Genomic DNA, 22,894 nt, shown 5'->3' on the forward strand with positions numbered 1-22,894 from the left:
CGAACCCCCGGCGCGCGCCGTCACGGCACCAGGACGACCTTGCCCCTGTTCTCGCGGCGCTCGATGATCGCGTGCGCCTCCGCCGCCCGTTCCAGCGGCACCGTCGCGTGGACGGCGGGCTTCAGGCGTCCGGCGGCGCGCAGCGCCCACAGTTCGTCGCGCCAGGCGGCGTAGTCCGCCGGGCGGCTGCGGACCAGGTGGGCCATCTGGAAGCCGATGACCGACTTGGCGCCGGCGAGCAGGTCGTACGCCTGGACCGTGCCGCCGCCCGAGCTGTACGCGACGAGCCGGCCGCCCGGCGCGAGCGCGGCGACGGCGCGCGGGAGGAGGTCGCCGCCGACGGCGTCGAGGACGACGTCCACCGGCTCGTCCCAGGACTCCTGCTCGTAGTCGACGACCTCGTCGGCGCCGAGTCCGCGCAGGAACGCGGCCTTCTCCGGCGAGCCGGCCGCCGCGACGACCCGGCCCGCGCCGAGCAGCCGGGCGAGCGGGACGGCGAGCTGGCCGACGCCGCTGGCCGCGGCGGTGACGAGGACGGACTCGCCGGGCGCGATGCGGGCCGCGTCCAGGGCGCCACGGGCGACGAGGCCGCTGCGCACCAGGGAGACGGCGTCGACGGCGCTCGCCCCGGTCGGGACGCGGGAGGCCATCGCGGTGTGGACGAGGGCGAGGTCCGCGTAGCCGTGGCCGAAGCAGATGCCGGTGATCCGGTCGCCGACGGCGAAGCCGGACCCGGCGGTGTCCGGACCGAGCTCCTCGATCGTGCCGGCCACCTCGCCGCCGAGCGGCTGGGGCTCGCCGCCGGCGCGGACCCGGCGCACGCCGGCCAGGCTCACCCCGATCGCCTCGACCCGGACGAGGAGTTCACCGCTGCCGGGCCGAGGGGCGGGCGCCTCCTCGACGGACAGGACCTCGGGACCAGCGTTGACGGAATGAACGACACGCCGCACGGCGACACCTCCGGACGAGACGAGACATGGATTCATTGGGGCTCCCAACGATCGCTACTCTAGGGCATGGATCGTTGGAGGGTCCAATGGTTGTGTCCGATCCGGCGTAGACTTCCGGCCATGGCCGCCGACACCCCTCCCGCCCCCCGCGCCATCGCCGACCTCCCCAGCTGGCTGCTCGGCCGCGCCGCCGCCCGCGGCCGCGGCCTGGTCGCCGCCGCACTCGCCGACGAGGGTCTGCGCATGTGGCACCACGCCGTGCTCGCCGCCGTCGCCGAACGCGGTCCGATCGCCCAGGCCGCCCTCGGCCGCAGCCTCGCCATCGACCCCAAGGACATGGTCGGCATCCTCAACGACCTCCAGGCCGACGAGCTGGTCAGCCGCGCCCCCGACCCCAACGACCGGCGCAAGAACGCCATCACCGTCACCCCCGACGGCCTCGTCCTCCTCGACCGCTGCCGGCGCCTCGCCGCCCGTGCCAACGAGGAACTCCTCGCCCCGCTCGCGGCCGACGAGCGCACCCACTTCCTCGCGCTGCTCCGCCGTATCGCCTTCGAGCCGGAAGAAGCGGGCAAGGACCCCGAAGCCGACCCCGGCACCAAGCCCTGACGCCGACCCCGGCACCCCACCCTGACCCCGCCCCCGGCGCCGACTCCGTTGGCGGGATCACATCCCCGCCCCGACCGCGATGATCATCCGGGCCGATACGGTGCTCCCATGCCCTCACTCGATCCCGGCCGCACCGCGCTCGTCCTCGTCGACCTGATGGAACGCATCGTCGCGCTGCCCCTCGCCCCCCGCCCCGGCACCGACGTCCTCGCCGCCGCCGGCCGGCTCGCCGGCACCTTCCGCGCCGCCGGCGCGCCCGTCGTCCACATCCGGGTCGAACGGCCGGGCGTCGACACCCAGCCGCCCGGCAGCGACCTCGTCGCCGAGCTCCTCCGCGACGGCGACGACGTCGTCGTCAAGCGCACCATCGGCGGCTTCCAGGGCACCGGACTCCACGAGCTGCTCCAGAAGCACGGGGCCTCGACCGTCGTGTTCGGCGGCATCGCCACCAACCTCGGCGTCGAGTCCACCGCCCGCGCCGCCGCCGACCACGGTTACGACCTGGTCTTCGCGGAGGACGCCATGACGGCCCTCACCGCCGACGAGCACCAGGCGTCCGTCCAGCTCGACTTCCCGCGCCTCGGCACCGTCACCACCGCCGACGCGATCACCCTGGGCGGCACCCCGGACGACGCTCCGGACGGCGCCGCGTGACCCGGGTGCCGATACGGTACGGGGCCCGCCCCTGCTCCCTGGTCGTCTGCCGCGGCTGCTGCTGCGGCGACGCCAGCAAGAACCCCGGTCAGGACCACGACGGTCAGCTGGCCAGGCTCCGCGCCGCCGCCGCGGCCTCCAGTGGCCGGCTGATCGTCCGTACCAGCGACTGCCTCGGACCCTGTGCCCAGGCCAACGTCCTCGTCGTGCAGCCGTCCACCGAAGGACGGCGCAGGGGCGGCCGGGCCGCCTGGATAGGCTGGAGCGCCGACGCCGACTGCCTCGACGACGTCCTCGCCTGGACCGAGGCCGGCGGCCCGGGCATCGCCCCGCCCCCGGCCACCCTCGAACTCCAGATGATCGACCCGCCCAAGAACTAGGGGTGTCTAGCCGGCGTCGCCGGACTCCAGATCGATCCGGTGCTCGCCCGCGTATACGTTCATGTCGTGCCCGCGCAGGAAACCGACCAGCGTCAGACCCGTCTCCGCCGCCAGGTCCACCGCCAGCGAGGACGGCGCCGACACCGCGGCGAGCACCGGAACGCCCGCCATCACCGCCTTCTGCGCCAGCTCGAACGAGGCCCGCCCCGACACGAGCAGCACCGCCCGCTCCAGCGGCAGCAGCCCCTCCCGCAGCGCCCGTCCGACCAGCTTGTCGACGGCGTTGTGCCGGCCCACGTCCTCGCGTACGTCGAGCAGTTCGCCGTCCTCCGAGAACAGCGCCGCCGCGTGCAGTCCGCCGGTCCGGTCGAACACCCGCTGCGCCGCCCGCAGCCGGTCCGGCAGCGCGGCGAGCAGCCCGGGCGTCAGCCGCAGCGGGGGAGTGTCGGCGATCGGGAAGCGGGCCGTCGTGCGCACCGCGTCCAGGCTCGCCTTGCCGCACAGGCCGCAGGAGGACGTCGTGTAGACGTTCCGCTCCAGCGTGATGTCGGGGACGACGACCTCCGGCGCCAGCTTCACGTCCACCACGTTGTACGTGTTCGTGCCGTCGTCCTTCGCGCCCGCGCAGTACACGATGTTCCGCACGTCCGAGGCCGCCGCGAGCACACCCTCGCTCACCAGGAACCCGGCCGCGAGCGCGAAGTCGTCGCCGGGCGTGCGCATGGTGATGGCGATCGGCCTGCCGTTCAGCCGGATCTCCAGCGGCTCCTCCGCCACCAGCGTGTCCGGCCGGGAGCTCACCGCCCCGCCGCGGATGCGCACGACACGCCGTCGCTCGGTGACCCGTCCCATGTGACCGCACCCGTTTCTCTCGCCGATGGTCTGACCGGCCCATTCTCCTCTTGTCACGGTCGGACAGGCAGTCCGGGCGAATCTTGGTGGTTTACGTCACCTGTTACCCATCAGTCGCTGGCAAGACTGGGTGGTCCTGCCAGGCGTCAGCCGGTGGGGAACGAAGAAACGAACCAGCAAGGGGGCCCCGGGCATGACGGGCACACGAATCGCCGCGCTCGGGCACTACCAGCCCGCGAAGGTACTCACCAACGAAGACCTGGCCGCCCTCGTCGACACCAGCGACGAGTGGATCACCAGCCGGGTCGGCATCCGCACCCGGCACGTCGCCGGGCCCGAGGAGCCCGTCGACGAGCTCGCCGCGCACGCCGCCGGCAAGGCCCTCGCCGCCGCCGGGCTCGGCGCCGCCGACATCGACCTGGTGCTCGTCGCCACCTCCACCGCGATCGACCGCTCGCCGAACACCGCCGCCCGCGTCGCCGCCCGCCTCGGCATGGCCTCGCCCGCGACCATGGACCTCAACGTGGTCTGCGCCGGCTTCACCCACGCCCTCGCCACCGCCGACCACGCGGTCCGCGCCGGCGCCGCCCGCCGCGCCCTCGTCATCGGCGCCGACAAGATGACCGAGGTCACCGACTGGACCGACCGCACCACCTGTGTGCTCACCGGCGACGGCGCCGGCGCGGCGATCGTCGAGGCCACGGAGACCGACACCGGCGCGATCGGCCCCGTCCTGTGGGGCTCGGTCCCCGAGATGGGCCACGCCGTGCGCATCGAGGGCACCCCGCCGCGCTTCGCCCAGGAAGGCCAGGCCGTCTACCGCTGGGCCACCCACCGGCTCCCCGCCCTCGCCCGCCAGGTCTGCGAGCGCTCCGGCATCGCGCCCGAGGAGCTGGCCGGCGTCGTGCTCCACCAGGCCAACCTGCGGATCGTCGAGCCGCTCGCCGCGAAGATCGGCGCGGTCAACGCGGTCGTGGCCCGCGACGTCGTCGAGTCCGGCAACACCTCCGCCGCCTCCGTGCCGCTCGCCCTGGCCAAGCTGGTCGAGCGCGGCGAACTCCCCTCCGGCGGCCCGGTCCTCCTCTTCGGCTTCGGCGGCAACCTCTCCTACGCGGGGCAGGTCGTCCGCGTTCCGTAGGCACCGCGGGTCCTCCGGCGCGCCGTGCCCCGTTCGGCGGAGAGCGGTGGCGGGGCGACCCGGGCGCGCCTAGCTTCGATCGCGGCGAGGGTCGTGTCCCGGCCCCTCTGCGGAAACGCTCCGCGCCCGCCCTCGCGTGATCTGGAGGACCGCCATGCGCGCGATACGTGCCGCCGCTGCCGCAGCCCTGCTCGCCCCCGTGGTCCTCGTCGCCCTGGCGGCGCCCGCCGCCCTGGCGGAGGACGGCGGTCCCGGCCTCGGCCCGGTGGGCGGGCCCGGCGGCGGCCTCCCGCAGAACGACGGCGGCTTTCCGCTGAACGACGGCGGCTCGGGGCACGACATCACCTCCTTCGGCTTCTCCGTCACGCCCCAGACCGTCGCCCCCGGCGGCACCGTCACGCTCAAGTCCGACGGCTGCGAGGTGCCCACGGTCACCGTCACCTCCGGGGTCTTCGACACGGTCACCCTCAACGAGGGGCACGAGGGCACCGCCACCGTCGACTTCGACGCCAAGGCCGGCGCCCAGTACGAGATCACCTTCGACTGCAAGGGCGAGCGCGGCACCACCACCCTCACCATCGCCGCCGACGGCCACCAGGACGGCGGCCGCACCGGCACCCATGAGACCGGCACCCATGAGACCGGCGCTCACGAGACGGGCGCCCACAAGGGTGTGAAGGCCGGCTTCGGCGCCGCCGGCGTCGGCACCACCGAGATGGTCACCGGCGGCGTGCTCATCGTCGGCGCGCTCGGCGCCGCGGTGGTCCTCATGCGCCGCCGCGAGAACAGCGGGGCCTAGGCGACGCGCCGACCAGACAGCTCCTCCGCCCCGGTGTGACGAGGACCGGGCGGAGGAGCGCCGTTCACGAGGAGAGGGCGGGACGCACGTGCAGGGGACGAACGGGCCGGGGCGGCGCGGCGCGTGGGGCGTCGTCGCCGTCGTCCTCCTGGTGGGCGTCCACCTCGTCCGCGGCGGCGCGGGGGAGTGGCACGCCGACGCGCCCCCGCAGCCGCCGGCCGCCGCCGCGCCGGGCCACGCCCCGGCCGCCGCGCCGGCCGCCCCCGGGCCGTTGCCCGCGTCCCGCCCCGTACGGGTCAGGGTGCCGGCCCTCCGCGTCGACGCACCCGTGGTCCGGGTGGGCCTGGACGCCGACGGCTGGATCGAGGCCCCGTCCCCGTACGACCGCAGTCTCGCCGGCTGGTTCACCGGCGCCGTCACCCCCGGCGAACGCGGCACCGCGGTCGTCGTCGGCCACGTCGACACCCCCGGCGGCCGTGCCGTCTTCTACGACCTCGGCGCGCTCGCCCGCGGACAGCGCGTGGAGGTCGCGCGCGCCGACGGGCGGACGGCGGTCTTCACGGTGTACGGCATCGAGGTCGTCCCCAAGGAGGGCTTCCCCGCCAAGCGGGTCTACGGCTCCACGGGCAGCCCCGAACTGCGCCTGATCACCTGCGGCGGCCCGTACGCGGAGGACGGCGGCTACACGGGCAACGTGGTCGTCTCGGCCCGGCTGACCTCGGTGCTCGCCTAGCGCCGTCGCGGCCTCCACCACGCGTACTCGGACGGCCACACGCCGTACGCCTGGCGGGACGACCGGGACTGGATCAAGGACAACAAGGCGGCCTCACCCCACTGACCACGGAAAACGCTGGTGAAAGCCACCTCGAACCCCTGGTAGAGTTATCCATGTCGCCGCGGGGAACACCCCGGGACGGCAAACACCCGGTCCGGGTGGCGGAATGGCAGACGCGCTAGCTTGAGGTGCTAGTGCCCTTTATCGGGCGTGGGGGTTCAAGTCCCCCCTCGGACACCAGCCGGAAGGCCCCTGACGAAAGTCAGGGGCCTTCCGCGTTTCCCACTCCGGGATCACCACGGGATGTGCATCCGGCTGAGGGCGAGGTAGAAGCCGACGATCCCGAGACCCCACAGGGCGAGCACGCCGGTCAGCAGCCCGGTCGCCGCCGGCAGCCGGGAGCTCCGCCCCTTCAGCCGCGCCCGGATCCACCCGCAGGCGGCGCCGGCCAGTGGCAGCCCGGCGACGGTCAGCGCCGCCCGTTCGAACGACTGCCTGGTCCGGTGGTTCACCATCCAGTCGGAGCTGGGGTGCGCGAGCGCCTCTTGGGCGGACGACCAGAGCACGAAGACCGGCGGCAGCAGGAGCACGAGGGCCAGCACCAGCCGGACGACGGGTCGGCGCCGGGCGGATCTCGTATCGGATGGCGTCACGCGAGCATCCTCATGGACGCCCGCCCGCCCGTCCATCCCCTTGCCTCAGGGCTTGCGTGCCACCACCAGCCGGCACCGCGGGCTCCCGTCGTCCCGGCTTCCCAGCGGACCGACCGGCAGCAGCTCCACGCCGAAGCCCGCGTCCTCCAGGCGGGCGCGCACGTCGGCGAGGCGGAAGGTGCGGTAGTACATGACGAACGGGGGCCGCCACACGGCGTTGCGCAGGCGCATCGCCGCGTCGAAGCCCCAGAGCGTCCAGTACGGGGCCGAGCCCACGCGCGGCGGAGCCGGGAGGGGGAAGGCGAAGGTGCCGCCGGGGCGCAGGGAGGCGTGGACCTGGGCGAAGAGGGCGCGCTGCTCGGCGGGGCGGAAATGGCCGAAGGCGCCGAAGCTGACCGCGAGGTCGAAGACCGGGGCGAAGGGCAGGGCCAGCGCGTCGGCGCGGACGAGGGTCGCGGCGGGGTGGGCGCGGCGGGCCTCGGCGAGCATGCCGGAGCTGAAGTCGACTCCGGCGATCCGGCCCGTGCACAACGAGCGCAGCACCGCGAACCCGGCGCCCGTGCCGCAGCAGACGTCGAGGCCCGAGCCGAAGGGCCCGAGGGGCTCCAGCGTCTCGGCGACCGCGGAGAGCAGCCGGTCCGAGGTGCGGAACGGAGTGGCGTCGAACTTGGCCGCGAGCAGGTCGTAGCCGTGCTCGACCGAGGACAGCGCCTGACGGGTCAGCTCGCGGAGCGTGGGTCCCTCGGGGGAGAACATGGGCCTGACCCTACGGCTTGCGGGAGCCTCCGTGCTCAGAGCGCGCTGCGCACCTGCGGCGGCGGCACGCTCCACGACGGCGCGATCCCCGTCAGCTGGCAGATCAGCAGATAGAGCGGGATGGGCGGGGTGTAGGGAGAGCCGCCGTCGGGGTGGTGGATCAGCCGCGGCCCGCGGTCGGGGATGCCGGCGCCGGGGGCGTAACAGGAGGGCAGCGGCCAGGTCAGGTCGGCGTCGGAGCCGCCCGGGACCAGCCACCACCACCAGTCGCTGTCCGCGTAGACGCAGCCTTTGGCGGGCAGCCGGGACAGGATGCGGAAGCCGTAGCGGGCGGGGACGCCGACGGCGTCGCAGCCCAGCGTGGCCGGGAGGTCGACGGGGACGCGCAGCCGGGTCTCGCCGACGGGCGCGAGGGAGAGGGGGCTGCCGGACCCGGACCCGGAGCCGTGCTCGGGACCGGGGCTCCTGCGGGCGCGCGGGAGCAGCAGCGCCGCCATGGACCTCAGCACGGCTCTCCCATGCCGTGCGCGAGCTCCGCCCAGACGACCTGCGCCGTGCCGTGGCCGGTGCGGTCCGCGCCCCACGCGCTGCACAGCGCGTCGACCAGGATGAGCCCGCGGCCGCGCTCCTCCTCGCCGCAGTCGCGCATCCGCGGCCCGGCGGGGCCGCCCTCGTCGCGCACGGATATCCGCAACCGGTCCTCGCCCTCGCGCAGTTCGCACACGACGCGGCTGCTCGCGGTGTGCACGACGGCGTTGGTGACGAGTTCGGAGACGACGAGCGCGACGGTGTCGCGTATGTCCGCGCCGCAGCCCCACAGGATGAGCCGTTCCTCGGCGAGCCGCCGGGACCGGGCGACCGACTCGGTGCGCGCGGGCAACTCGAAGGCGAAGCGGCGTTCGTCGACGTGCGGGATCCGGGGCCGTGTGCGCTGGTTCATGACGCGAGGGCTCATGAGACCTGAAGCGTGCGCGTTACCAGAAGCCACGACCGGATCCTCACAACTGTGGGCAGGAGTGCCGTACACATGCCGAGGCGGCGAATCGCACGTCGGCATGCGTACTGGTTCACCGGAATACTGTGCTCCCGACTCCGACACTTGGCAAGTGGCACTCTGAAAATTGCAGAGTGCTGTGTTCTCTCTGGCGGGGTCGTGGCACACTCTCCTCGAAATCAGCGCGTCCGGGAGGTCTTCAGAGTGAGCGAGCCGCGGTCCGCCCCCACGGTGGGACAGGTCGTCCTCGGCAAGCGGCTGCAGGATCTGCGCGAGCGGGCCGGCCTCAAGCGGGAAGAGGCCGCGAAGATCCTGCGGGTGGCTCCGGCCACGATCCGGCGCATGGAGACGGCCGAGGTCGCGCTGAAGATCCCGTACGTACAGCTGCTGCTGAAGGCGTACGGCATCCCGGACTCCGAGGCCGAGGGCTTCGTCGCCCTCGCGGAGGAGGCCAACCTCCCCGGCTGGTGGCAGCGGTTCCACGACGTGCTGCCCGGCTGGTTCTCGATGTACGTCAGCCTGGAAGGGGCCGCGAGCCTCATCCGGGCCTATGAACCCCAGTTCGTCCCCGGTCTGCTGCAGACCGCGGACTACGCCCGCGCCATTCTGCGCAGCGGGGCCGTCGGCGGCAGCGATGCCGAGGAGATCGAACGCCATGTAGCCCTCCGCATGGAGCGCCAGTCCCTGCTGACCAGGGAGGACGCGCCCAAGTTCTGGGTGATCATGGACGAGACGGTCTTCCGCCGACCGGTCGGCGACGGGCCCGAAGTGATGCGCGCTCAGCTCGACCGGCTGCTCGAAGCGTCGGAGCTGCCGAACGTCACCCTGCAGATCGCGGAGTTCGCGTCCGGCCACCACCCCGGCACCTACGGACCGTTCGTCCTCTTCCGGTTCGCCATGCCCGAACTCCCGGACATGGTCTACAGCGAGTACCTGACCGGCGCCGTCTATCTCGACGGGCGCCCCGAGGTGGCCTCCCACCTGGAGGTCATGGACCGGATGGCGGCCCAGGCCGCGACTGCACAACGCACGAAGGAGATTCTCCGGAATCTCCGCAAGGAGCTGTGAATGAATCGCATATACAACGGCATGCCCGCCGCTGAGCTCGGTGCCGAGGGCTGGCACAAGCCGTGGAGCGGCGGGAACGGGGGCAACTGCGTCGAGGCCATGAAGCTGGCCGACGGCCGGGTCGCCGTGCGACAGTCCGCAGACCCCGAGGGACCCGCGCTCATCTACACCCACGGAGAGATCGCCGCGTTCATCCAGGGGGCGAAATCCGGTCAGGCTGACTTCCTGCTCACCTGAACCCTTCCGTCCCGCCTCTCACATCGCGTAACACTTGCAGCAAGCGCCACGTTCGACCCGCCGAGGAGAGCCGATGACCCCCCAGGACCCCGTGCACATCGACACCAGCAAGCCGCATCCCGCGCGGATGTACGACTGGTTCCTGGGCGGCAAGGACAACTACCCCGTCGACGAGGAGATGGCCCGCCAGCTCCTCACCGTCGACGCCCGCGGCCGGGACATGGCCCGCGTCAACCGGGCCTTCATGCACCGCGCCATCCGCTGGCTCAGCGCCAACGGCGTCCGCCAGTACCTGGACGTCGGCACCGGCATCCCGACCGAGCCCAACCTGCACCAGATCGCGCAGCAGGCCGCGCCGGAGGCCCGGATCGTCTACTGCGACAACGACCCGATCGTGCTCGCGCACGCGGCCGCGCTGCTGCGCTCGACCCCCGAAGGGGCCACCGAGTACATCCAGGCGGACGCCCGCGACCCGGAGCTCATCCTTGAAAGGGCCGGAAAGGTCCTTGACTTCGACCAGCCCATCGCCCTGTCGATGCTCGCGCTGCTGCACTTCATCGGCGACGAGGACGGGGCGGAGGAACTGGTCGCCAAGCTCGTCGACAAGCTCGCCCCGGGCAGCTACCTGGTCCTCTCGCACGTCACCGGGGACTTCGACCCCGAGGGCGCGGCGAAGGCGGCCGCCATGTACAAGGCGCGGGGCCTGACCCTGCGGCCCCGCTCCCGGGACGAGCTGGCCGCGTTCTTCGACGGCCTCGACCTGGTCGAGCCGGGCGTCTCGCTCACCGCCGAATGGCACCCGGAGCTGGGCGAGCCCGTCCCGGTCCAGGGCGACGACCCGATCCCGGGCTGGGCGGCGGTCGGCCGCAAGCGCTGAGCCCGTTCCCCGTACGCCGAAGGGGCCCCGCCGTTGCGCCGGCGGGGCCCCTTCGGCGTGCCTACGGCCTTTCCAGCGTCACCAGGAAGCCGTGCGCCGGGCCGACGTTCCCCGCCGCGTCCACCGTGCGGTACTCGACCGTGTGGGTGCCGTAGTCGGGCGTCGCGTCGTCCCACGGCACCGCCCGGCTGCGGCCCAGCTTGCCGTAGACGAGGTCGTCGATCACCGTGCCCGAGGGCGAGAAGAGGAACGGCGCCGTCGCGTCCGTGGGCCAGCCGTAGTACGTGTACCAGCCGTCGCCGTCCACCCGGAACTGGCTCACCACGGCGCCCTTCCGGTCGTCCCGTGCGGTGAGCCGCATCGTGAACGCGCCGTCGTAGACGTACTCGACGGGCCCGCCCGGCCGGCGCACCGTCCGCAGCGGCTGCGACAGCTCGTACGAGACCGGTGCCGGAGTCGCGTCCACCGTCCACCCCAACTCCTGCTCCGTGCCCGGGATCCGGGCGGTCAGGGTGTGCGACCCGGGGGATAGGTGCAGCGAACCCAGGTCCAGATCACGGTCGTTGCCCGGGTTCGGCACCGTGCGCCCGTCGACGTTCCAGCGCACGGCGATGGTCCGGCGTACCGGGTGGGTGGTGTCGGCGTGGACCACGGACCGGGCGCCGACCGGGACGGCGGTCGCCGTTTGCCCGGTGAACTCCGGTCGGACGGCGGGTGTTTCGGGCGTGGTCAGCGTCGGGTCCACGGTCCAGGTCACGGTACGGGTCAGGGCCGCCGAGGCGCGTACGGCGGGGTCGCGGACGAACGGGGTCGGGTCGGTGACGGTCGCCGTCAGCGTGTGCGTACGCCCCGGGGCCGGGTCCCCGGGGTCCGGGGCGCGCAGGTCCAGACGGCGGAGGTCGACCGTGCGGGCGCCGCCGGTGCGCAGCACGCGCCCGTCGAGGCGCCACTCCACGGCGAGTTCGCCGCCCAGCGGATGCAGCGTGTCCACCCACACCGTGCGGTCGGCCCCGATCGGCGCCGTGTTCGGGGTGTGGTCCTGGACCAGGTCCACCTTGGCCGAGATCGCCCGCACCATGACCTCGCGCTCCACCTGGTCGAAGGCGTAGCCCAGGGTCTTCATCATGGAGTGCCGGCTGGGCCGCCAGACGCCCCTGGTGGTGTAGAGACCGCCCTCGTAGCGGCCGATGATCCCACCGGACTCGCTCCGCTCGCCCAGCCAGCGCCACCACTTGGCCCGCCGCTCGCGCATCTGCTTCTCCGTCAGGAGCGTGTGGTGGACGGAGGACGGCTCGCCGCCCTCGTACGTGCCGCCGGGGGTCCCGCGGCCGTAGTAGTCGTACTCGTCCTGGAGACCGCCCAGCGAATGGCCGATCTCGTGCGGGGTGATCAGCGCCGACAGGGCGTTGCCGCCGGACGCGGTCGCGTAACTCCCGCCCGCGCCACCGTAGGTGGAGCTGTTGGCGAGCGCGACGATCTGCCGGTTGGCGCGGCCGGTGCCGGGCACCAGGTCGGCGTACCCGGCGGCCTTGCCGCTGTCGACCGTGAGCAGCCGCTGCACGCTGCCCGGATTGCAGCCGCCCCAGAACCCCATGTCGAGCGCGGTGTCCCGGGCCGGTGCGCCGAGCCCCGGGTCGCAGTCCACGCCCGAGTCCTTCGACGGCACCTCCACCGCCCACACGTTGATGTACGAGCGGTAGGACGCGAACGGCTCGACGCTCCACAGCATGCTCAGATGCCGCTCCACGTCCGCCCGGAACTTCGGCAGCTCCGCGGCCGTGTATCCGTCGCCGAGCAGCACCAGGTTGAACCGCTTCTCCGCCGGCCCCGTGGTCTGGACGGGCACGACGGTGGCCCCGCCGGCCTCGGCGCGGGCCGGAGTGCCGACGGCCGCGGTCCCCGTGGTCACGAGTCCCGCGGCCAGCAGACAGCCCGCGGCCAGCCGGGCCACTCCGCTTCGAACGTGCGCGCGTCGCCGGTGAGTCATGGGGCGCGAGCCTAGGCCGCGCCCCCGGTGTCGTAAAGATGTTCGTCAGTCGTCCATCTCAGCGACGCAGATAGGCCAGGCCCTCGTGCTCGGCGGTGTAGCCGTCGACGAGCTTGCGGGCCACCGCCACCGAGTCGACGAGCGGATGCAGCGCGAAGGCCTTCACCGCCGTCGCCCGCGAACCGCTCTCCGCCGCCGCGAGCACCTCGCGCTCCACCGCCTTGACCGCCGTCACCAGACCCACCGCGTGGTACGGCAGCGGGTCCACCGACACCGGGTGGGCACCGGCCGCGTCGACGAAGCACGGCACCTCGATGACGGCGTCCGCGTCGAGCACCGAAAGGGTGTGCCGGTTACGGACGTTGAGGATCAGCGTGGCCCGCTCGTTGCGCGCGATGGCCCGCATCAGGGCGAGCGCCACCTTCTCGTAGCCGCCCGACTCCAGGTCCTCCTCGGCCCGGTCGCCGACCCCGGCCGCCTCACGGTTGTGCGCCATGTAGGTCGCCTCCCGGTCGGCGAGCGTGCGCTGCCAGGCGGAGAGGGCCGCGGTGTCCGGCTTCTCCATCTCCTCGTAGAAACCGGCCTGCTGGTCCAGGAGATAGGCGCCCCGGGTCTTCTCCGCCTCCCGGTAGGCGCGGACCGCCTCGCGGTTGAAGTAGTAGTAGTGCAGGTACTCGTTGGGGATCGCGCCGAGCGAGCGCAGCCACTCCGTCCCGAAGAGCTTCCCCTCCTCGAACGAGCCGAGCAGCCGCTCGTCCTCGAAGAGCCGCGGCAGTATGTCATGTCCGCCGACCTTCAACCCCCGCAGCCAGCCGAGGTGGTTGAGGCCCACGTAGTCGATCCACGCCTCGCGCGGGTCGGCGCCCAGCACCCGCGCCACCCGGCGGCCGAGCCCCACCGGCGAGTCGCAGATGCCGACCACCCGGTCGGCGAGGATCCGCGACATGGCCTCCGTGACCATGCCGGCGGGGTTGGTGAAGTTGATGACCCAGGCGTCCGGGGCGAGTTCGGCGATCCGCCGCGCGATGTGCGTCACGACCGGCAGCGTCCGCAGTCCGTACGCGATGCCGCCGGCGCCGACCGTCTCCTGGCCCAGCACGCCCTCGGCCAGCGCGATCCGCTCGTCCGTGGCGCGGCCCGCGAGCCCGCCCACCCGGATCGCCGAGAACACGAAGTCCGCGCCGCGCAGCGCCTCGTCCAGATCCGTCGTCGCGCTCACCACCGGCGCGTCCGGGACCCCTCGGGCCTGCTCGGCGAGCACCCGGGCGATCGCCGACAGGCGCCCGGAGTCCAGGTCGAACAGGGTGACATGGGTGACCCGCCCCTCGGCGTGGTCGCCTAGCAGGGCGCCGTACACGAGCGGCACCCGGAATCCGCCGCCTCCGAGAATCGTCAGTTTCATGGTCGTACGCTACCGGGATGCACGTACTGAGCAGCAGGATTCTGCTCCGCCCCACCGATCCCGAGCGGTCCCGCCGCTTCTACGGCGAGACGCTCGGCCTCGCGGTCTACCGCGAGTTCGGCACCGGACCGGAGCGCGGCACCGTCTACTTCCTCGGCGGCGGCTTCCTCGAACTCTCCGGCCGCGCCACCGCGGCGCCCGCCGACCGGTCCGTCCGGCTCTGGCTCCAGGTCGCCGACGTCCGGGCCGCCCGCGAGGAGCTGCGCGGCCGGCCCGACGCCCGGGTGCTGCGCGAGCCGGTCCTGGAACCGTGGGGCCTGGTCGAGATGTGGCTCACGGACCCGGACGGACACGAGATCGCCGTCGTGGAGGTGCCCGCCGGGCATCCGCTGCGGAGCCGCCCGGCCATCTGAGCCGGCGAGGGACGGGGCTCAGTGCTCACACAGCGAGAACTCCCGCTCGTAGAGCTGCTCGTTGTGCTCGTCGACGAAGAACTTGCGCTCCCGCATGAGCTGCTCGCGGTAGTCCTCGGCCTGTTCCAGGGTCATGGTGGAGGTTTCGGACCACGGCTGCTGCGGTGGCACGTCGGACGTCGAGACGATCCTCTCCGACGGGTCGACCAGGAAGAACGCCAGGATCTTGCGATGCCCGGGGCGGGTGGGGTCCATGAGGCGGAACGAGCCGACGCGGTGCTGGAGGACGTTCGGGAACGCCAGACAGCGGCCCGCGGGGGTCGGCACCGAGCCCAGCACCTGGTTCAGCGCGTCCTCGCTCTCCAGGCCGTACACCTCCCGCACGCCGTCGTCGTCGCTCTGCTCGTACTCCGGGTCGTCGAGTGCCGTCCGGAAGCCCAGCCGGCTCTCGGTGATGTTCTCGCTGTCCCAGTAGTAGATGCCGGTCGAGACGATCCGCTCGTTCAGCATCCCCTCGACGTGCCAGGAACCGCCCCCGTACTCCGGCTTCTCCGGAGTGAGATGGATGGTGGCGAGCTTCACGATGACCTGGAGACGGCGGCCGCGCAGGTCGACCCGGTCGGCCGCGTCGGGCGACGCGGGCGGGACGAAGTCCGGGGCGTCCGGGACGGTCGGGGTGCGGTTGTCGTACCAGGTGTCGTGGGCCTCCGACCACGCCTCGTACGCCTCCTGGTACGCCGTCGGGTCGTCGTAGTCGGACTTCTTCGGGTACTCCGGCTCGTCCTCGTACCAGCCGTAGGGGTCGACGTCGATCCGCGGCGGGCGCGGATGGCGCAGATCCGTCAGCACGTTCTCCCACAGAGGGCGGAAGCGGGCCAACAGGTCCGGCAGGACGGCGCCCAGGTCCCGGTGGGTCTCGGGGTGGACGTTGTTGACGTAGGAACGCAAGGCGACCTCGCCGTCGTCGGTGACGTCGACGTCCGTGGGAAGCCACTGGAACCTCTCCGAGAACTCGTACTTCGCGTAGTGGTTCGTCGGGTTCTCCCAGGCCCGCTCGGGCGCTCCGCTGACGTCCCGCACCAGGCAGAACAGCGAGGGGTGGACCAGGTCGAGGACCTGGCCGTCGGATCCGGGGTGCCAGTCCTTGTCCTCCTCCGGGACCTCTTCCAGGACCCGGACCGCCTCGCGCAGCCGCGACCTGAGGCCGTCGTCCACCAGGGTGTCCGACTGCCACACCCCGTCGACGCCGGACACCTCGATGCCGGTGCGCTCGTCCCGGAGCGCGGCATAGTGCCGCAGTTCGTCGAGCACGTAACGGACCTGAGCCTCGGTGAGGCCCTGGGCCACCGCTTCGCGCGTCCACCGGGCGACGATCTCGGGGTCGTTCATCTTGTCGTACCACCCGGACTTCTCCCGGATGTGCGCGCTGCACTGCATCATCTCGAGTTCCCGCAGTGTCCGGGGCGGCGCGAGCCGTATGGAGCGGGTCGACTCGAAGGGCAGCGGGAAGGCGGACAGCTCAGTCAATTGTCTTGGTCCTCGCGGTCGGTGTGGAGGCGGGAAGAATACGTCAGCGGACTGACAACGCCGCCGTGCTCCCGCGCAGGGACCCGGTCGGCCCTTCAAGATCGTTTGTGGGCAGAATGCCCGTATGGCGACAACGAACATGCCCAGAACGGCAGTGATCGACGATGCCCCGGCGATCAGCGGCGCGCTGGCCCGGTCCTTCGACGACGACCCGATGATGCGCTGGTTCTTCCCCGAGGACGCCACCCGCGAGGCGACCCTCGGGCGTTACTTCTCCACGATCTTCACCCGGCAGTACGCCGTCAACGGCGTCTGCGAGCGCACGGCGGACGCGGCCGCCTTCTGGGTGCCGGCCGACGCCCAGGAGAAGGCCGTGCCCGACGCCGGGACCATCCGGGAGCTGCTCGACATCCTGGGCGACCGCGCCGGACTGTTCCGCGAGGCCGTCGAGACGGCCGCCCGGCACACCCCGCGGGAACCGCACTGGTCGCTGGCCCTCATCGGCGCCGACCCCGTCGCCCAGGGCACGGGCCAGGGCGCCGCGCTGCTGCGCTCGGGCCTCGCCCAGGCCGACGCGGCGGGCCTGCCGGTCTACCTGGAGTCCTCGAAGGCCGCCAACCTCCCGGTCTACGAGCACTTCGGCTTCACCGTCCGCGAGGAGTTCGAGCTTCCGGGCGGCGGCCCCGTCCTCCGGTCGATGTGGCGCGACCCGCGCTGACGCGGCACCTCGGCGGGGCGGGTGGTCGTCGGCACGCGACAATGAGCGCATGTCCCGACGCAAGACCCGCCCCGACCGTACGGTCCGCCCCGCAGCCGCCCCGGCCGTGACCGCCGAGTCCCCGTGCCCCTGCGGACTCGACGCCGCCTACGGCGCGTGCTGCGGCCGCTTCCACGGCGGCCCCGCCACCGCCCCGACGGCCGAGCTGCTGATGCGCTCGCGCTACAGCGCCTTCGTCGTCCGCGACGAGGCGTACCTGCTGCGCACCTGGGCGCCGGAGACGCGGCCCGGGGACGTCGACTTCGACCCGGCGATGCGGTGGACCGGCCTGGAGATCGAGGAGACCGGCGACGGCACGGCCTTCCACCAGCACGGGACGGTGACCTTCCGGGCGCGCTTCACCCACGGCGGGAAGCCGGGCGAGCTGCACGAGCGGAGCCGGTTCGCGCGGCACGAGGGGGCGTGGGTGTACGTGGACGGGGACTTCCTGGACTGAGAGGTCACCGCGCCGCCGCTCCCACCACCTCCCGTCCCTCCCGCGGCAGGCCCTGCGCCAGGTCCTCCGCGATCAGCTTCTTCGCGATGGCGTCCGTCGCCGCCCGCAGCTCCGGGCCGCTCGGGCGGCCGCGCTCCTGCTCGATGCGGTCGGAGAGCCAGTCGCCCCACGCCTTGGTGATCACGTCGGCCTCGCGCTTGCCCGCCGGGGTGTGGGACAGCAGATTGCCGTGCCGGGTCAGGAAGCCCTCGTCGACCATCCGGTCGAAGACCGGCAGCAGCACCTCGGGCGGCACCCGGCGGCCGGTCGAGATCAGGCCCAGGCTGGCGTGGCCGACGGTGCGGGTGAACAGCTCGACCTGCATGACGGCCCACGCGCCGGCGATGTCGAGCCGGGTGTCGGAGGCGTCGACGATGCGCCGCGCGGTGTCGTAGTCGGTGCGCCGGATGATCCGGCCGACCGCCAGTTCGAGCAGCTTGGCCGAGTCGCCGGTGGTGGTGGGGGACGCGAAGCCCTCGCCCATGTCGGTGGAGGAGGAACGGACGGTGTCGCGGAGCGCGACCTGCTTGAGGAAGAGCGACACCACGAAGCCGACGCCGGCCACGGGCACGGTCCACAGGAAGACGGTCTGCAGGGTGTCCGAGTACGCCTGCACGATCGGCGCCGCCACCGGGTCGGGCAGCCGGTGCAGGCCCGCCGGGCTCTGTGCGGCCCGCGCCACGCCCGCCGGCGGCAGGCCGAGGCGGGCGGCGATCGCGGAGGCGCGGGCGATGCCCTCGGTCAGGTTGGGCTTGAGGGAGTTCGTGTAGATGGTGCCGAAGACGGCGGTTCCGAAGGAGCTGCCGAGCGTGCGGAAGAAGGTGACGCCGGAGGTGGCGGTGCCCAGGTCCGCGTAGTCGACGGTGTTCTGCACGGCGATGGTGAGGACCTGCATGCACAGGCCGATGCCGACGCCGAGCACGAACATGTAGAGCGACGCCAGCCAGGTGCTGGTGCTCGGTTCGAGCAGCGAGAGCAGATAGAGCCCGAGCCCCATCACCAGAGTGCCGACGATCGGGAAGATCCGGTACTGGCCGGTCTTGCTGACCACGTTGCCGCTGAAGACGGAGGCGATGAGCAGGCCGATGACCATCGGCAGGGTGCGGATGCCGGAGATGGTGGCCGAGTCCCCGTCGACGTACTGGAGGTAGGTCGGCAGGAAGGTCATCGCGCCGAGCATCGCGAAGCCGACGATGAAGCTGAGCACCGAGCAGACGGTGAAGACCGGGTTGCGGAACAGCCGCATCGGGAGCATCGGTTCGACCGCCCGGGTCTCCACCCAGCAGAACAGCCCGAGGGCGACGAGCCCGCCGGCGAAGAGGCCGATGATGACGCCCGAGCTCCACGCGTACTCGTTGCCGCCCCAACTCGTCGCCAGGATCAGGGCGCTGGAGCCGACCGCGACGAGCGCGATGCCCAGGTAGTCGATGACGGGACGGCTGGCGGAGCGCACGGAGGGGATGGAGCGGGCGGCGGCGATGACGACGAGGATCGCGATGGGGACGTTCACGTAGAACGCCCAGCGCCAGGTCAGATGGTCGGTGAACAGGCCGCCGAGCAGCGGTCCGATGACCGTGGAGACGCCGAACACGGCGCCGATCGCGCCCTGGTACTTGCCGCGTTCGCGCAGCGGGATGACGTCCGCGATCAGCGCCATCGAGGTGACCATGAGACCGCCGGCGCCGATGCCCTGGAGGCCGCGCCAGATGATCAGCAGCGTCATGTTGGTGGCGAGACCGCACAGGAACGAGCCGGTGATGAAGACGATCGCCGAGATCTGGAAGATCACCTTGCGCCCGAACAGGTCGCCGAACTTGCCGACCAGGACGGTCGCGACCGTCTCCGCGAGCAGATACGCGGTGACCACCCACGACATGTGCGCGGCACCGCCCAGGTCCGAGACGATCGTCGGAAGGGCGGTGCCCACGATGGTCTGGTCGAGCGCGGCCAGGAGCACGCCGAGCATGATCGTGCCGAAGACGATGTTGCGGCGGCGGCTGTCGAGCACCGGGGGCTCGGCGGCCGGGGGTGCGGGCGCTGCTTCGCTGGTGGTCGTCACTCTGGCAGAGTCACACCGGCCGCCGTGTCCCGCATGCGGAGTACACCCGAACCGGTGCGGACGATACGTACCCTGGCCGGAAACGACTGCCGACCGCCCGCCGAAGGGTCACATCCCCGGGCGCACCGGCAGCTTCGGGTGGTGCTTGGCGAGGATCTTGTTGGCGCGGGCGAGCGCGGCGAGCGCGTGCTCGCGGTCGGCCCGGTCCTCCGCGCACAGCGGTCCGCGGAAGCGGTACACCTCGCGCGCCGCGCAGTCGGCGTCGACCTCGGCCTGGAGCACGTGCAGCGGCAGGCAGGCCCCGATCAGCGCGGCGACACGGTCGGGGATCGGCACGGGGACGAGGGGCGAGGGCGAGGCGATCACGGTCGGTCCTTGTGGGGGTCGTGGGGCGGCGAGAGGGTTTCTCCCTGCCATGCTCCATCCATACGTACCGGATCCCGGTGCCGGTTCGACGACGCCCCTGTCACCGCCGGGCAACAGCCGCGTGCCGCCTTCGGCGAGCCGTACGGACCGCATCGCGGACGCGCCGCGCGTTCCCGCAGGTGCGCACGGGTACGCCTGTCGGATCGCTCGTCAGTTCGTCGAACAGCAAGGCGAGAAAAGGTCGTTGCCGCCACATCGGGTGTGGGGCATCTCACGCCCGCCGCCCGCCCCCTCGTCCCGAAGTGGATCTACGAGCGGCGCTACGAGAGGACCTCGCCGAGGTCGTACGAGACGGGCTCCGCCAACTGCCCGTAGCCGCACGACTCCGGCGTGCGGTCCGGGCGCCAGCGCTTGAACTGGGCCGTGTGCCGGAAGCGGTCGCCCTCCATGTGGTCGTACCCGACCTCGCAGACCCGCTCCGGACGCAGCGCCACCCACGACAGGTCCTTCTTCCCCGACCAGCGGCTCGGCGCCCCCGGAAGCCGGGACGACTCGTGCGCGGACTCGTCGGTCCAGGCCGCCCACGGGTGCCCGTCCGGCGGGTCCATGCGCAGCGGCTCCAGCTCCTCGATCAGCTCGGCCCGCCGCTTCGCGGTGAACGCCGCGCACACGCCGACGTGCTGGAGGGTGCCCCCGTCGTCGTAGAGGCCGAGCAGCAGCGAGCCGACCACCGGCCCGCTCTTGTGGAAGCGGTATCCGGCCACGACGACATCGGCCGTGCGCTCGTGCTTGATCTTGTACATCAGGCGTTCGTCCGGCCGGTACGGCAGATCGAGCGGCTTGGCGATCACGCCGTCCAGGCCCGCGCCCTCGTACTGCTCGAACCAGCGCGCGGCGAGCGCCGCGTCGGTGGTGGCGGGCGCGAGGTGGACGGGGGCGTCGACGCCGGCCAGCGCGCGCTCCAGGGCGGCCCGTCGCTCGGTGAGCGGGGTGTCGAGGAGGGCCTCGTCGTCGAGGGCGAGCAGGTCGAAGGCGATGAACCGGGCCGGTGTCGTCTCCGCCAGCATCCGCACCCGCGACTCGGCCGGGTGGATCCGCTCGGTGAGCCGGTCGAAGTCGAGCCGGCCGCCGTGCTCGATGACGATCTCGCCGTCGACGACACAGCGTTCGGGCAGCCGCGCGAGCAGCGCCTCGGCGAGCTCGGGGAAGTAGCGGGTCAGCGGCTTGCCGGTGCGGCTGCCGATGAAGAGTTCCGGGCCGTCGCGGTGCACGATCGCGCGGAAGCCGTCCCACTTGGCCTCGTACTGCATCCCCGGCGGGATCTTCTTGACAGCCTTGGCGAGCATGGGCAGGACAGGGGGCATGACCGGTAGATCCATGGCTTGACCTGTTCCTACTACTGCGAGTAACTCGGAATTCCGCTCTCGTCAGTTCCCGTCCGTTCCGGTGAATTCTCCTTGGCTTGTGCCCTGGATTGTGCCTTGATCTCGTCTCTCCCCCAGGAGTCTGCTCAGCCCCTGCTCAACGGCCGGCCGGGTGGTACTGGCAAGGTCGGGCCACAGGTGGCTGTACGTGCCGAGGGTGATCGCTGCCGACGACCTCGCCCTGGGCGGCGAGGATCTAGTTTGCGTCGGTCACCATCTTCCGCCACGTGCGCGACCACGGCGAGCGCTGGACCGGTTCACCTGATGCCGTCGTGAAGATCAGCCGCACCTTGCGCTCCTGTTGGTTGCCGAAGGTCGTGTCGGCCATGGTTCGCAACGTGCCGGGAACTCCTCCGGGTGGGCGGTCGGGTGTCGGTGACACCCGTCGGCACCGGTACCACCTGGCGGCTGGTCCTGGGTGCCGCGCCTGGACGGCTCGCCGCCGTTGGCGTCCGGCGGTGCCATCGGTCGGCTTTCTGCACTGCACTGCTCACCTGTTTCCCTCTCACTTCGGGGCGCACGGTGGCTACGTCGAGCGTGACATGCGCACGGTTTGAAATGCGGTGATGTGGGTTCGAAGGTCATCCGGGTGAGTCGAGCCCTGGGATTTCGCCTTGATCAAGGAAGTGGCGAGGCTGTCAGTAGGTTCCGGTGGTCAATTCCATGAAATCCCCGAGCGGTGCTAGGAGGCGGCGTGCAAGTCGGAGCCCTGCCGCCTTGGGGGGATGTGGTGTAACCAATTGAAGGCAAGAATCGTGGGTGATGATGAGGGGCAGGCCGACCGGAACAACCCGTAGGTGAAACTGAAGGGCCGTAGTACATGCCGAAAACGATCTATCCGAGGGGCTCGGAAGCATGACATCGGCGTCCCGCCCTGGATGGTTCAGGGATGGAAGAATTCAGGGTTCGGACCGAGCACTGCCGCTTTGACAAGCACGTCCGGTGCACCCGCGACGTGGAAGCGTGATTGGATTCGCGCGCCGTCGACCGAGACGACCGCAGCCCCGCTGGCGCCGTCTGAGTGGTATTGGCGAGTCGAAGAACGGAAACACCGCGGGAAGTGCGGCCGCCGGTACGTGTACTGCTGCCCGCGTTGCGGCGTCGAAATGAAGCCGCCTGTCGGCACGGCCTCGAACATCATCGACTGGTCGAGCGAGCTCCCTGGATCGGCGACCGCGTCCATCCGCTCGCCGAGAAGACGACGGCGCGCATGCGGTCCGGCCCGGAGAAGGGCGGGACGGCGCAGGTGCCGGGGGAGGGACGGGACGGGAAGCAGCCGTTCGGCGTGGACCGTCCGATGCGTACCTGTACCGGCAGGAACGAGGCCGGCCTCCTTGTCCCCGCCGGCGGCACCTGGAACGACGCCGCCCACCAGGCGGACCAGCCGGCCCGAATCGTGACCACTCGGGAGACCACCGGCATCGTCGTGCCCCCGTTCATCGCCGAACTCCGCGGTGGCGGCAGCAAGCACCGCCCGATCGCCGAGCCCCTCGCCACGGTGTGCGCGTCAGGCAATCACCACGGCCTGGTCGAGCCCGCCACGCGCGTCGAGGACTGTGGCTTTCGCATGCCCTAGGTGAAGGAGTACGCCGCTGCGATGGCGTTCCCGGACACCTGTCGGTGGCGCGGGTCGAAACGGGACCGGCTGCGGGCGACCTCGTCACCGTCGCCGTCTCCCACACCTGCTCAGGAGGGCGCGATGAAGAGCGGTCCAACCAGCA

Annotated in this window: 27 protein-coding genes and 1 tRNA gene; 14 read left to right on the forward strand and 14 right to left on the reverse strand. The window is 72.1% G+C overall.

Going from position 1 to position 22,894, the window contains the following annotated elements; all coding sequences use genetic code 11:
• Window positions 1-20: 20 nt before the first annotated feature.
• A complete protein-coding gene (locus ACWEV0_RS17060; RefSeq protein WP_453150087.1) occupies window positions 21-950 on the reverse strand; it encodes a quinone oxidoreductase family protein in 930 nt (309 codons plus the stop codon).
• 120 nt (window positions 951-1,070) lie between these two features.
• On the opposite strand from ACWEV0_RS17060, the gene ACWEV0_RS17065 reads away from it, so the two are divergent.
• The 3 genes from ACWEV0_RS17065 to ACWEV0_RS17075 all read left to right on the forward strand — a co-directional run bounded on the left by ACWEV0_RS17065 (window position 1,071) and on the right by ACWEV0_RS17075 (window position 2,593).
• Complete coding sequence (locus ACWEV0_RS17065; protein ID WP_453150088.1) at window positions 1,071-1,559, forward strand: MarR family winged helix-turn-helix transcriptional regulator; 489 nt, start codon at window positions 1,071-1,073, stop codon at window positions 1,557-1,559.
• Window positions 1,560-1,667: 108 nt separating this feature from the next.
• Complete coding sequence (locus ACWEV0_RS17070) at window positions 1,668-2,213, forward strand: isochorismatase family protein (protein WP_453150089.1); 546 nt, start codon at window positions 1,668-1,670, stop codon at window positions 2,211-2,213.
• On the forward strand, window positions 2,210-2,593 hold the full coding sequence (locus ACWEV0_RS17075) for a (2Fe-2S) ferredoxin domain-containing protein (RefSeq protein ID WP_453150090.1): 384 nt from the start codon (window positions 2,210-2,212) through the stop codon (window positions 2,591-2,593). Before ACWEV0_RS17070 ends, ACWEV0_RS17075 begins: the two co-directional genes overlap by 4 nt.
• Before the next feature lie 6 nt (window positions 2,594-2,599).
• Here ACWEV0_RS17075 and fdhD read toward each other — a convergent pair whose 3' ends face one another.
• A complete protein-coding gene (gene fdhD / locus ACWEV0_RS17080) occupies window positions 2,600-3,445 on the reverse strand; it encodes a formate dehydrogenase accessory sulfurtransferase FdhD (RefSeq protein ID WP_453150091.1) in 846 nt (281 codons plus the stop codon).
• Window positions 3,446-3,638: 193 nt separating this feature from the next.
• Here fdhD and ACWEV0_RS17085 point away from each other — a divergent pair, with 193 nt between their 5' ends.
• The 4 genes from ACWEV0_RS17085 to ACWEV0_RS17100 all read left to right on the forward strand — a co-directional run bounded on the left by ACWEV0_RS17085 (window position 3,639) and on the right by ACWEV0_RS17100 (window position 6,397).
• Window positions 3,639-4,583, forward strand: coding sequence for a beta-ketoacyl-ACP synthase III (locus ACWEV0_RS17085; RefSeq protein WP_453150092.1), 945 nt, complete (start codon window positions 3,639-3,641; stop codon window positions 4,581-4,583).
• A 154-nt stretch (window positions 4,584-4,737) separates the two neighbouring features.
• Complete coding sequence (locus ACWEV0_RS17090) at window positions 4,738-5,382, forward strand: hypothetical protein (RefSeq protein WP_453150093.1); 645 nt, start codon at window positions 4,738-4,740, stop codon at window positions 5,380-5,382.
• A gap of 88 nt (window positions 5,383-5,470) precedes the next feature.
• Window positions 5,471-6,115: a class F sortase gene (locus ACWEV0_RS17095; protein WP_453150094.1), complete on the forward strand. Its 645-nt coding sequence runs from the start codon at window positions 5,471-5,473 to the stop codon at window positions 6,113-6,115.
• Window positions 6,116-6,309: 194 nt separating this feature from the next.
• A tRNA-Leu gene (locus ACWEV0_RS17100) sits at window positions 6,310-6,397 on the forward strand.
• Window positions 6,398-6,450: 53 nt separating this feature from the next.
• On the opposite strand, the gene ACWEV0_RS17105 is transcribed toward ACWEV0_RS17100, so the two are convergent.
• Genes ACWEV0_RS17105 through ACWEV0_RS17120 form a run of 4 tightly spaced genes read right to left on the reverse strand, consistent with a single transcriptional unit; the run spans window position 6,451 to window position 8,506 of the window.
• Window positions 6,451-6,810, reverse strand: a complete 360-nt coding sequence (locus ACWEV0_RS17105; protein ID WP_453150095.1) for a hypothetical protein — start codon at window positions 6,808-6,810, stop codon at window positions 6,451-6,453.
• A 45-nt stretch (window positions 6,811-6,855) separates the two neighbouring features.
• Window positions 6,856-7,566 carry a class I SAM-dependent methyltransferase gene (locus tag ACWEV0_RS17110; protein WP_453150096.1) on the reverse strand — a complete coding sequence of 237 codons (711 nt, stop codon included), beginning with the start codon at window positions 7,564-7,566 and terminating at the stop codon, window positions 6,856-6,858.
• 35 nt (window positions 7,567-7,601) lie between these two features.
• Window positions 7,602-8,075, reverse strand: a complete 474-nt coding sequence (locus ACWEV0_RS17115) for a hypothetical protein (protein ID WP_453150097.1) — start codon at window positions 8,073-8,075, stop codon at window positions 7,602-7,604.
• Window positions 8,069-8,506, reverse strand: a complete 438-nt coding sequence (locus tag ACWEV0_RS17120; protein ID WP_453150098.1) for an ATP-binding protein — start codon at window positions 8,504-8,506, stop codon at window positions 8,069-8,071. The genes ACWEV0_RS17115 and ACWEV0_RS17120 overlap by 7 nt, the downstream gene beginning before the upstream one ends.
• A gap of 258 nt (window positions 8,507-8,764) precedes the next feature.
• Between ACWEV0_RS17120 and ACWEV0_RS17125 the strand changes: the two genes are divergently transcribed.
• The 3 genes from ACWEV0_RS17125 to ACWEV0_RS17135 all read left to right on the forward strand — a co-directional run bounded on the left by ACWEV0_RS17125 (window position 8,765) and on the right by ACWEV0_RS17135 (window position 10,742).
• Window positions 8,765-9,628 (forward strand): helix-turn-helix domain-containing protein, encoded by an 864-nt coding sequence (locus ACWEV0_RS17125; RefSeq protein WP_453150099.1) that lies wholly within the window; start codon window positions 8,765-8,767, stop codon window positions 9,626-9,628.
• Window positions 9,629-9,865, forward strand: coding sequence for a DUF397 domain-containing protein (locus ACWEV0_RS17130; RefSeq protein WP_399726047.1), 237 nt, complete (start codon window positions 9,629-9,631; stop codon window positions 9,863-9,865). It abuts the gene before it with no gap.
• 73 nt (window positions 9,866-9,938) lie between these two features.
• Window positions 9,939-10,742 (forward strand): SAM-dependent methyltransferase, encoded by an 804-nt coding sequence (locus ACWEV0_RS17135; protein ID WP_453150100.1) that lies wholly within the window; start codon window positions 9,939-9,941, stop codon window positions 10,740-10,742.
• A gap of 61 nt (window positions 10,743-10,803) precedes the next feature.
• On the opposite strand, the gene ACWEV0_RS17140 is transcribed toward ACWEV0_RS17135, so the two are convergent.
• Together ACWEV0_RS17140 and ACWEV0_RS17145 are read right to left on the reverse strand one after the other, a co-directional pair.
• A complete protein-coding gene (locus tag ACWEV0_RS17140) occupies window positions 10,804-12,729 on the reverse strand; it encodes a M64 family metallopeptidase (protein ID WP_453150101.1) in 1,926 nt (641 codons plus the stop codon).
• 58 nt (window positions 12,730-12,787) lie between these two features.
• Window positions 12,788-14,131, reverse strand: a complete 1,344-nt coding sequence (locus ACWEV0_RS17145; protein WP_453150102.1) for a 6-phospho-beta-glucosidase — start codon at window positions 14,129-14,131, stop codon at window positions 12,788-12,790.
• A gap of 17 nt (window positions 14,132-14,148) precedes the next feature.
• On the opposite strand from ACWEV0_RS17145, the gene ACWEV0_RS17150 reads away from it, so the two are divergent.
• Window positions 14,149-14,544 carry a VOC family protein gene (locus ACWEV0_RS17150; protein ID WP_453150103.1) on the forward strand — a complete coding sequence of 132 codons (396 nt, stop codon included), beginning with the start codon at window positions 14,149-14,151 and terminating at the stop codon, window positions 14,542-14,544.
• Between the two features lie 18 nt (window positions 14,545-14,562).
• Here the strand turns inward: ACWEV0_RS17150 and ACWEV0_RS17155 are convergent, their stop codons facing one another.
• Window positions 14,563-16,071: a DUF4246 domain-containing protein gene (locus tag ACWEV0_RS17155; RefSeq protein WP_453150104.1), complete on the reverse strand. Its 1,509-nt coding sequence runs from the start codon at window positions 16,069-16,071 to the stop codon at window positions 14,563-14,565.
• Window positions 16,072-16,195: 124 nt separating this feature from the next.
• Between ACWEV0_RS17155 and ACWEV0_RS17160 the strand changes: the two genes are divergently transcribed.
• Both ACWEV0_RS17160 and ACWEV0_RS17165 read left to right on the forward strand, forming a co-directional pair.
• Window positions 16,196-16,789, forward strand: coding sequence for a GNAT family N-acetyltransferase (locus ACWEV0_RS17160; RefSeq protein ID WP_453150105.1), 594 nt, complete (start codon window positions 16,196-16,198; stop codon window positions 16,787-16,789).
• Between the two features lie 49 nt (window positions 16,790-16,838).
• On the forward strand, window positions 16,839-17,285 hold the full coding sequence (locus ACWEV0_RS17165; RefSeq protein WP_453150106.1) for a YchJ family protein: 447 nt from the start codon (window positions 16,839-16,841) through the stop codon (window positions 17,283-17,285).
• Window positions 17,286-17,289: 4 nt separating this feature from the next.
• On the opposite strand, the gene ACWEV0_RS17170 is transcribed toward ACWEV0_RS17165, so the two are convergent.
• The 5 genes from ACWEV0_RS17170 to ACWEV0_RS17190 form a co-directional block, all read right to left on the reverse strand.
• Complete coding sequence (locus tag ACWEV0_RS17170; protein ID WP_453150107.1) at window positions 17,290-19,383, reverse strand: MDR family MFS transporter; 2,094 nt, start codon at window positions 19,381-19,383, stop codon at window positions 17,290-17,292.
• A gap of 108 nt (window positions 19,384-19,491) precedes the next feature.
• On the reverse strand, window positions 19,492-19,749 hold the full coding sequence (locus ACWEV0_RS17175; protein ID WP_403789683.1) for a hypothetical protein: 258 nt from the start codon (window positions 19,747-19,749) through the stop codon (window positions 19,492-19,494).
• A gap of 320 nt (window positions 19,750-20,069) precedes the next feature.
• Complete coding sequence (locus tag ACWEV0_RS17180; protein WP_453150108.1) at window positions 20,070-21,128, reverse strand: ATP-dependent DNA ligase; 1,059 nt, start codon at window positions 21,126-21,128, stop codon at window positions 20,070-20,072.
• A gap of 241 nt (window positions 21,129-21,369) precedes the next feature.
• A complete protein-coding gene (locus ACWEV0_RS17185; RefSeq protein ID WP_453150109.1) occupies window positions 21,370-21,501 on the reverse strand; it encodes a hypothetical protein in 132 nt (43 codons plus the stop codon).
• Window positions 21,502-22,056: 555 nt separating this feature from the next.
• On the reverse strand, window positions 22,057-22,356 hold the full coding sequence (locus tag ACWEV0_RS17190; protein WP_453150110.1) for a hypothetical protein: 300 nt from the start codon (window positions 22,354-22,356) through the stop codon (window positions 22,057-22,059).
• 114 nt (window positions 22,357-22,470) lie between these two features.
• Between ACWEV0_RS17190 and ACWEV0_RS17195 the strand changes: the two genes are divergently transcribed.
• Window positions 22,471-22,749 (forward strand): hypothetical protein, encoded by a 279-nt coding sequence (locus ACWEV0_RS17195; protein WP_453150111.1) that lies wholly within the window; start codon window positions 22,471-22,473, stop codon window positions 22,747-22,749.
• Window positions 22,750-22,894: the final 145 nt, after the last annotated feature.

It is taken from the genome of Streptomyces sp. NPDC003943 (assembly GCF_053605265.1).